This window comes from Pseudomonas emilianonis (assembly GCF_023072625.1).
Taxonomy (GTDB): Bacteria; Pseudomonadota; Gammaproteobacteria; order Pseudomonadales; family Pseudomonadaceae; genus Aquipseudomonas; species Aquipseudomonas paraveronii.
The window spans coordinates 1-9,265 of sequence record NZ_JAKNRV010000205.1; the positions used below are offsets into that span (position 1 = coordinate 1).

The window sequence follows — 9,265 nt, forward strand, 5'->3', positions numbered from 1 at the left end:
CTACAGCGCCATCGCCCGCGCGCTGGGCCCGGAGCGCAACCTGGTGGTGCGCACGTTGGACGTCGGCGGTGATAAACCCTTGGCCTATGTGCCGATGGACGCCGAGATCAACCCGTTCCTGGGCCTGCGCGGTATTCGCCTGTGCCTGGAGCGCCCCGAATTGCTGCGCGAACAGTTCCGCGCAATCCTCGCCAGTGCCGGGCTGACGCGGCTGCATATCATGCTGCCGATGGTCAGCCTGCTCTCGGAGCTGCACCTGGCACGCACGATTCTTGAAGAGGAAGCATCGGCCCTTGGGCTTACCGAGCTGCCGAAGTTGGGCATCATGATCGAGGTGCCGTCTGCGGCCTTGATGGCGGATGTATTCGCGCCCCATGTGGACTTCTTCTCCATCGGCACCAACGACCTGACCCAATACACCCTGGCGATGGACCGCGACCACCCACGGCTGGCCAGCCAGGCCGACAGCTTTCACCCGGCGGTGCTGCGCCTGATCGCCACCACCGTCAAGGCCGCCCATGCCCACGGCAAGTGGGTCGGCGTGTGCGGGGCGCTGGCGTCTGAAAAGTTGGCGGTGCCGGTGTTGATCGGGTTGGGGGTGGACGAACTGTCGGTCAGCGTGCCGCTGATCCCGTCCATCAAGGCCACCGTGCGCGAGCTGGACCTGGCGGACTGCCAGATCATCGCCCGTCAGGTGCTGGGCCTGGAAGAAGCTGCGCAAGTACGCGAGGCCTTGCGCCTGTACCACGCGGCCACCGTTGAAACCTCACCTGTCGTGGAGCACTGAGCATGTTCGAGAAATTGCAGCGGGCGTTCTGGAAAGCCCTGACCCCGGACTTGATCGCCGAGACCGTCGCGGCGCCTGTGCCAGCGGGGGAGAACCTGTTGTCCGCCGACGTGCTGAAGGCCCTCGGTGGCGCCGATAACCTCAAGTCGCAACAACGCGTGGCGCTGACGCGAGTGCGCGTGCAACTGCTGGATGCGGCACGGGTGGATGCGGCGGCGTTAAAAACGGCGGGAGTGCCGGGAGTGATGATGTTGGCGGGTGGGACGGTACATCTGCTCACCGGCCTCTAAGGCCAGTAGCGATTCAAATGTGGGAGGGGGCTTGCTCCCGATGGCGGTGGGTCAGTTATAGACAAGCTGACTGACACACTGCTATCGGGGGCAAGCCCCCTCCCACATTGGGCGGTGGTGTTACAGCTGCGGGTTCTCTTCCGGCGGCTTGGTGTTGTTCACCCCAGGCACATGCAGGTTGCCTTCGACCACTTGGTTGCCTTCCAGCTGTGGCTGGGTCACCCAGGTAAGGATGTCGTAGTAGCGCCGGATGTTCGCCACAAAATGCACCGGCTCGCCGCCCCGTGCATAGCCGTAGCGGGTCTTGCTGTACCACTGCTTCTGCGACAGGCGTGGCAGCATCTTTTTCACGTCCAGCCACTTGTTCGGGTTCAGGCCGTCCTTCTGCGCCAGCTTGCGTGCGTCGTCCAAATGCCCGGTGCCCACGTTATAAGCAGCCAGGGCAAACCAGGTGCGATCTGGCTCGGCGATATCGTCGTCCAACTCATCCTTGATCTTGGCCAGGTACTTGGCGCCGCCCATGATGCTTTGCTTGGCGTCCAGGCGGTTGGATACGCCCATCGCCTGGGCGGTGTTCTGGGTCAGCATCATCAGGCCGCGCACGCCGGTCTTGGAGGTGACCGCGGGTTGCCAAAGTGATTCCTGATAGCCAATGGCGGCTAACAGGCGCCAGTCGACCTTTTCTTCCTTGGCGTAGGCCTTGAAGTGTCTCTCGTACTTGGGGAGGCGCTGCTGCAAGTGCTGGGCGAAGGTATAGGCGCCCATGTAGCCGAGCACGTCGACGTGCCCGTAGTAGCGATCTTTCAGGCGTTGCAAGGTGCCGTTCTTGCCGACCTTGTCCAGGTAGCTGTTGACCTCGTTGAGCAGGCTGTTGTCTTCGCCGGCGGCCACGGCCCAACTCTGGTTGCTGGCATTGCCGAGGTCGAACGCCACGCGCACGTTGGGGAAGTACACCTGGTTCATCGCCACTTCGTTGGAGTCCACCAGGGTCAGGTCGATCTGACCCTCGTCGACCATACGCAGCAGGTCGACCACCTCAACGGCGTCGGATTCTTCGTATTCGATCGCAGGATTCTGCTTTTTAAGCTCCGCCAGTTGTTCGGCGTGGGTGCTGCCCTTGAGCACGATGATCTTCTTGCCCGCCAGGTCCGCCGCGTTGGTGGGGCGCGACTGGCCGTTGCGGTAGATGATCTGCGGGGTGACCTCCAGGTACGGGTGGGAGAAGCGTACCTGCTGCTTGCGTCGCTCGCTGCTGACCAAACCGGCGGCGGCGAGCACCGGGCCGTTGGGTTTGCCGAGCTGGCCGAACAGGTCGTCGAGGTTGTCGGCGGTCTCGATTTCCAGTTTTACCCCCAGGTCGTCGGCAAAGCGCTTGACCAGTTCGTATTCGAAACCGGTTTCACCGTTGCGGTCCTGGAAATACGTGGCCGGGCTGTTCCGGGTAATCACCCGCAATACGCCATCCTCCTTGATTCGCTCGAGCGTGCTGGGTTTATCAACACAGGCGCTGAGCATCAGGAAGAGTCCGGTTGCGATGAGCCATTTGGCGCATCGCGGGCGTAAAGCAGTTGGGGAGAACATCTGCGCAGTATACGCAAACGGCCCACGGCGCCATATCTCGACAGCGGGGGACTTGTCTGCTAGCCGCCTTGAAACTGTGCTGCAGCCCGCAGAAACGTGGCCTGGCGAGCGATTGTGACGGTTAAAATAACTGCGCCCAATGCCGTGGATAACGCCCCGATACCGTGCAAACCCTGCCAACTGACGTTCGGCAGCGGCCAGCGGTAGCGTTTCGGGTGCCGTTGACGACGGTTTACGCTAGAATGCACGGCCTCAAAGCACACCCCTTCCCGAGGCTGTCCCGAAGATGTTGATCCTGCGCGGCGCTCCTGCCCTTTCTGCCTTTCGCCACAGCAAACTCCTTGAGCAACTGAGCCAGAAGGTTCCAGCTGTTACAGGCCTGTATGCTGAATTTGCTCACTTCGCCGACGTGACTGGCGTCTTGACCGCCGACGAACAGCAAGTGCTGGCACGCCTTCTGAAGTACGGCCCAAGCGTTCCCGTTCAAGAGCCGACTGGCCGCTTGTTCCTGGTTCTGCCACGGTTCGGCACCATCTCGCCCTGGTCGAGCAAGGCCAGCGATATCGCCCGCAACTGCGGCCTGGAAAAAATCCAGCGCCTGGAACGCGGTATTGCCTTCTATGTCGCGGGCCAGTTCAGCGATGCCGAGGCCGAGCTGATCGCCAGCAGCCTGCACGACCGCATGACCCAGATCATCGTCTGCCAGTTGGAACAGGCCGGCGCTCTGTTCAGCCACGCCGAGGCCAAGCCGCTGACCGCGATTGACGTGCTCGGCGGTGGCCGCGCCGCCCTCGCGAAGGCCAACACCGAACTGGGCCTGGCCCTGGCCGAAGACGAGATCGATTATCTGGTCAACGCCTTCAACGGCTTGAAGCGCAACCCGCACGACATCGAATTGATGATGTTCGCCCAGGCCAACTCCGAGCACTGCCGTCACAAGATCTTCAACGCCAGTTGGGACATCGACGGCGAAAGCCAGGAAAAAAGCCTGTTCGGCATGATCAAGAACACCTACGTGATGCACAGCGAAGGCGTTCTGTCGGCTTATAAGGACAACGCCTCGGTCATCGTCGGCAGCGTCGCCGGTCGTTTCTTCCCGGACCCTGAAACCCGCCAGTACGGCGCGGTGCAGGAACCGGTACACATCCTGATGAAAGTCGAGACCCACAACCACCCGACCGCGATTGCCCCGTTCCCGGGCGCAGCCACCGGTTCCGGCGGTGAGATCCGCGACGAAGGTGCTACCGGCCGTGGCGCCAAGCCCAAGGCCGGGTTGACCGGTTTCACCGTATCCAACCTGCAGATCCCGGGCTTCGTACAGCCGTGGGAAGTGCCATACGGCAAGCCGGAGCGCATCGTCACCGCGCTGGACATCATGATTGAAGGCCCGCTGGGCGGCGCCGCGTTCAACAACGAATTCGGGCGTCCGGCGCTGACCGGCTATTTCCGTACCTTCGAACAATCGATCACCACCCCGCATGGCGACGAAGTGCGCGGTTACCACAAGCCGATCATGTTGGCCGGCGGCATGGGCAACATCCGTGAAGAACACGTCAAGAAAGGCGAGATCCTGGTCGGCTCCAAGCTGATCGTGCTCGGCGGCCCGGCAATGCTGATCGGCCTGGGCGGCGGCGCGGCTTCCTCCATGGCCACCGGCACCAGCTCGGCGGACCTGGACTTCGCTTCCGTACAGCGCGAAAACCCAGAGATGGAGCGCCGCTGCCAGGAAGTCATCGACCGTTGCTGGCAGTTGGGTGACAAGAACCCGATCAGCTTTATCCACGACGTCGGCGCCGGCGGTTTGTCCAACGCCTTCCCGGAACTGGTCAACGATGGCGAGCGTGGCGGCCGTTTCGAACTGCGCAACATTCCAAACGACGAGCCGGGCATGGCCCCGCACGAAATCTGGAGTAACGAATCCCAGGAACGCTACGTCCTGGCTGTCGGCCCTGAAGACTTCGCGCGCTTCCAGGCCATCTGCGAACGTGAGCGTTGCCCGTTTGCCGTGGTCGGCGAAGCCACAGCCGAGCCGCATCTGACCGTCACCGACAGCCACTTCGGCAACAGCCCGGTGGACATGCCGCTCGAAGTGCTGCTGGGCAAAGCCCCGCGCATGCACCGTTCGGCGGTACGTGAAGCGGAGCTGGGCGATGACTTCGACCCAAGCACACTGGAATTGGCCGACAGCATCGAGCGCGTGCTGCACCACCCGGCGGTCGCGAGCAAAAGTTTCCTGATCACCATCGGCGACCGCACCATCACCGGCCTGGTTGCCCGTGACCAAATGGTCGGCCCGTGGCAAGTGCCGGTGGCCGACGTTGCCGTCACCGCCACCAGCTTCGACGTCTACACCGGTGAAGCCATGGCCATGGGCGAGCGCACGCCGCTGGCCCTGCTGGACGCTCCGGCGTCGGGCCGCATGGCCATTGGTGAAACCCTCACCAACATCGCCGCGTCCCGTATCGGCAAGCTGTCCGACATCAAATTGTCGGCCAACTGGATGTCCGCTGCCGGTCACCCCGGCGAAGACGCGCGCTTGTACGACACCGTCAAGGCTGTCGGCATGGAGCTGTGCCCGGAACTGGGGATCACCATTCCGGTGGGCAAGGACTCCATGTCCATGGCCACCCGTTGGAACGATGACGGCGTGGACAAGAGCGTCACCTCGCCGCTGTCGTTGATCGTCACCGGTTTCGCACCGGTCACCGACATCCGCCAGACCCTGACCCCGCAACTGCGCATGGACAAGGGCACCACTGATCTGATCCTGATCGACCTGGGCCGTGGCCAGAACCGCATGGGCGCCTCGATCCTCGCGCAAACCCATGGCAAGCTCGGCAAACACGCGCCGGACGTCGATGATGCCGAAGACCTGAAAGCCTTCTTCGCGGTGATCCAGGGCCTCAACGCCGACGGCCACCTGCTGGCTTACCACGACCGTTCCGACGGTGGCCTGTTGACCAGCGTGGTCGAAATGGCCTTCGCCGGTCACTGCGGCCTGAACCTGGTGCTCGACAGCGTTGCCGAGGACGCCTCTGAAATCAACGGCATCCTGTTCAACGAAGAACTGGGTGCGGTGATCCAGGTGCGCCAGGACGCGACGCCGGACGTATTGGCACAGTTCAGCGCCGCCGGCCTGGGCGATTGCGTGGCCGTGATCGGCCAGCCGATCAACAATGGTCAGATCGACATCGTCTTCAACGGCGACACCGTGTTCGAAGGCCAGCGCCGTCTGCTGCAACGCCAGTGGGCCGAGACCAGCTACCAGATCCAGCGCCTGCGCGACAACGCCGACTGCGCCGAGCAGGAATTCGACGTGATCCTGGAAGAAGACAACCCGGGCCTGAGCACCAAGCTCAGCTTCGACGTCAACCAGGACATCGCCGCGCCGTACATCAAGAAAGGCATTCGCCCACAGGTTGCCGTACTGCGTGAGCAGGGCGTCAACGGCCAGGTGGAAATGGCGGCCGCATTCGACCGTGCCGGCTTCAATGCGATCGACGTCCACATGAGCGACATCCTCGCCGGTCGCGTCGACCTCAACGAGTTCAAAGGCCTGGTGGCCTGCGGCGGTTTCTCTTACGGCGACGTGCTGGGTGCCGGTGAAGGCTGGGCCAAGTCGGCCCTGTTCAACAGCCGTGCCCGCGACGCGTTCCAGGGCTTCTTCGAGCGCAACGACAGCTTCACCCTGGGTGTGTGCAACGGTTGCCAGATGATGTCCAACCTCCACGAACTGATCCCGGGCAGCGAGTTCTGGCCGCACTTCGTGCGTAACCGTTCCGAACAGTTCGAAGCCCGTGTCGCCATGGTGCAGGTGCAGGAGTCCAACTCGATCTTCCTGCAAGGCATGGCCGGTTCGCGTATGCCAATCGCCATCGCCCACGGTGAAGGCCATGCCGAGTTCGCCAGCGAAGACGCCTTGCTCGAAGCCGACGTGTCCGGCTGCGTGGCCATGCGCTTTGTCGACAACCACGGCAAGGTCACCGAAAGCTACCCGGCCAACCCGAACGGCTCGCCGCGCGGGATCACCGGCCTCACCAGCCGCGACGGTCGCGTCACTATCATGATGCCGCACCCGGAACGTGTATTCCGTGCCGTGCAGAACTCGTGGCGCCCGGAAGAGTGGAACGAAGACGGCGCGTGGATGCGCATGTTCCGCAACGCTCGCGTGTGGGTGAACTAAGGCGGTGTACAAGCTCGCTTTCTTTGTGCCCGCGAGCCACGTGGAGACGGTGAAAACCGCCGTCTTCGCAGCCGGCGGCGGGCGCATCGGCGACTACGACAGCTGCGCCTGGCAAGTGCTGGGACAGGGCCAATTCCGCGCGTTGGACGGCAGCCAGCCGTTTCTCGGGCAAGTCGGCCAGGTTGAAGTGGTTGAAGAGTGGAAGGTTGAGCTGGTGGTGGCGGATGCGTTGATCGTGGCTGTTGTGGCCGCGTTGAAGCTGAGCCATCCCTATGAGACACCGGCGTATGAGGTATGGCAGTTGGCGGATTTTTGATTCGTTGATTGCATGAACAAGAAACCCGCTGGGCCTGTTGGGTCAGCGGGTTTTTTGTTGCCTGTGAGGCCGCAATCGCGGGCAAGCCCCCTCCCACATTTGACCGGTGCCCAACCTGGCAACGCGGTCAAATGTGGGAGGGGGCTTGCCCGCGATAAGGCCAGAGCAGCCACTACATCGCTTAAACCCCGGCGCTGAGCTCACGGCCACTGACCATCTGCTCCAACGCCTCGCTCAAACCCGAGGCCTTGTCACCAATCAGCAGGTGCCAAACACCGCTATCGAGTTGGCTAACGCCTTGGCAACCAAGCGCTGTCAGTTGAGCCTCGGACACCACCGAGTCATCCCCCAATTCCACCCGCAACCGGGTCATCGCCACGGCTTCCAACTGGCGCACATTTTCCCGGCCACCCAATGCATCCAGCCATTTCTCGGCTTCCCGCACATCCACCGCAACCAACTTATCCACAGGCGCAACCGTCACGGGCGCATTGGCTACAAACGACGGCATCGCCAACCGGATCTCATCGGCAATGCTGTCCGCCATCGGCCCGACCACCACCTGCAAGCTCCCACCGTTACCCGGCCGAACCACGGCCATCGCGCCGAGGGCTTTCAACTGTGCATCCACTGCTTTGTTGCGGTCGACCATGTCCAACCGCAACCGCGTGGTGCAGGCCCCGACGCTGAGCAGGTTGTCCGCACCCCCCAACGCCTGGATGTAAGCCGTGGCGCGCTGGTTATCGCTCATCACTTCGGCCTGCGCCACCGGGATATCTTCGCGGCCCGGTGTCTTCAGTTGGAAGCGGCGGATGCAGTAGTTGAACACGCTGTAGTAGATCACCGCGTAAGCCAAACCGACCGGGAGGACCAGCCAGCCATTGGTGGACTTGCCCCAACCCAGCACCATGTCGATAAACCCACCGGAGAAGGTAAAGCCCAGGTGGATATCCAGCAGGTTAGTGACCGCCATCGACAGCCCGGTCAGCAACGCATGCAGCAGGTACAGGAACGGCGCGAGGAACATGAAGGCGAATTCGATCGGCTCGGTCACGCCGGTCAGGAATGAGGTCAGCGCCATCGACAGGAAAATCCCGCCCATCACTTTGCGTCGTTCCGGCAGGGCATTGCGGTACATCGCCAGGCACGCGGCGGGCAGGCCGAACAGCATCACCGGGAACATGCCGGTCATGAACTGGCCGCCTTTCGGGTCGCCGGCGAAGTAGCGGGTCAGGTCGCCGGTGACCACCGCGCCGGTCAGCGGGTCGGTAAAACTGCCGAACACGAACCACGCCATGTTGTTGAGGATATGGTGCAGGCCGGTGACGATCAGCAGGCGGTTGAACACACCAAACACGAAGGCACCCAGGCTGCCGCTTTCCATCAGCAACACGCCGAAGCTGTTGATGCCGTGTTGGATCGGTGGCCAGATCAGGCCAAAGATCACGCCCAGGCCGACCGCGCTGAACCCGGTGACAATCGGTACAAATCGCCGCCCGCCAAAGAACGCCAGGTATTCCGGCAGCTTGATGTCCTTGAAGCGGTTGTACAGCCCGCCCGCCATCAAACCGCTGGCGATCCCGGCGAGCATGCCCATGTTGATGCTCGTATCCATCACCTTGAGGGTGGAGACCATCACCAGGTAACCAATCGCCCCGGCCAGGCCCGCCGTGCCGTTATTGTCGCGGGCAAAACCCACGGCGATGCCGATGGCGAAGATCAGCGCGAGGTTGGCGAAGATCGCCTGCCCGGCGTCGTGCATCACCGCGATGTTGAGCAGGTCGGTGTCGCCCAGGCGCAGCAGGAGGCCGGCGATCGGCAGGATCGCAATCGGCAGCATCAGCGCACGGCCCAGGCGTTGCAGGCCTTCGATAAAGTGTTGGTACATGGCGTGTCTCCCTTTTCTTGTTGTTGTCAGCTCAACGGCCAGTGGTGTTGACAGGCTTGGCGTACCGCCTTGGCGCTGCTCAGGTCGAGCAGGCCCAGGCTCAGTTGCCGGCATTGCGCCGCGTCCAGGTGGCGGACGCGGTCCTTGATTTCGCCGATCTGCGGCGGGCTGACCGACAGCTCGCTGACCCCCAGGCCGACCAACACTGGCGTCGCCAATG

The 9,265-nt window shown here is 62.8% G+C and carries 7 protein-coding genes; 4 read left to right on the plus strand and 3 right to left on the minus strand.

What is annotated here, in order from left to right:
- On the plus strand, positions 1 to 787 hold a 787-nt coding region (locus tag L9Z73_RS19125), incomplete at its 5' end, for a putative PEP-binding protein (protein ID WP_345894172.1).
- A gap of 2 nt (positions 788 to 789) precedes the next feature.
- Positions 790 to 1,077 (plus strand): PTS transporter subunit EIIB, encoded by a 288-nt coding sequence (locus L9Z73_RS19130; protein ID WP_247404075.1) that lies wholly within the window; start codon positions 790 to 792, stop codon positions 1,075 to 1,077.
- Positions 1,078 to 1,197: 120 nt separating this feature from the next.
- Here the strand turns inward: L9Z73_RS19130 and mltF are convergent, their stop codons facing one another.
- On the minus strand, positions 1,198 to 2,658 hold the full coding sequence (mltF, locus tag L9Z73_RS19135) for a membrane-bound lytic murein transglycosylase MltF (protein WP_247404077.1): 1,461 nt from the start codon (positions 2,656 to 2,658) through the stop codon (positions 1,198 to 1,200).
- Between the two features lie 286 nt (positions 2,659 to 2,944).
- Here mltF and purL point away from each other — a divergent pair, with 286 nt between their 5' ends.
- Positions 2,945 to 6,841, plus strand: a complete 3,897-nt coding sequence (gene purL / locus L9Z73_RS19140) for a phosphoribosylformylglycinamidine synthase (protein WP_247404079.1) — start codon at positions 2,945 to 2,947, stop codon at positions 6,839 to 6,841.
- Positions 6,842 to 6,845: 4 nt separating this feature from the next.
- Positions 6,846 to 7,157 carry an NGG1p interacting factor NIF3 gene (locus tag L9Z73_RS19145; RefSeq protein WP_247404083.1) on the plus strand — a complete coding sequence of 104 codons (312 nt, stop codon included), beginning with the start codon at positions 6,846 to 6,848 and terminating at the stop codon, positions 7,155 to 7,157.
- A 181-nt stretch (positions 7,158 to 7,338) separates the two neighbouring features.
- Here the strand turns inward: L9Z73_RS19145 and nagE are convergent, their stop codons facing one another.
- Together nagE and L9Z73_RS19155 are read right to left on the minus strand one after the other, a co-directional pair.
- Entirely contained in the window at positions 7,339 to 9,045 is a 1,707-nt protein-coding gene (gene nagE / locus L9Z73_RS19150) for an N-acetylglucosamine-specific PTS transporter subunit IIBC (RefSeq protein ID WP_247404086.1), read from the minus strand.
- 26 nt (positions 9,046 to 9,071) lie between these two features.
- A partial coding sequence (locus L9Z73_RS19155; RefSeq protein ID WP_247404089.1) for a hypothetical protein occupies positions 9,072 to 9,265 on the minus strand: 194 nt, incomplete at its 5' end.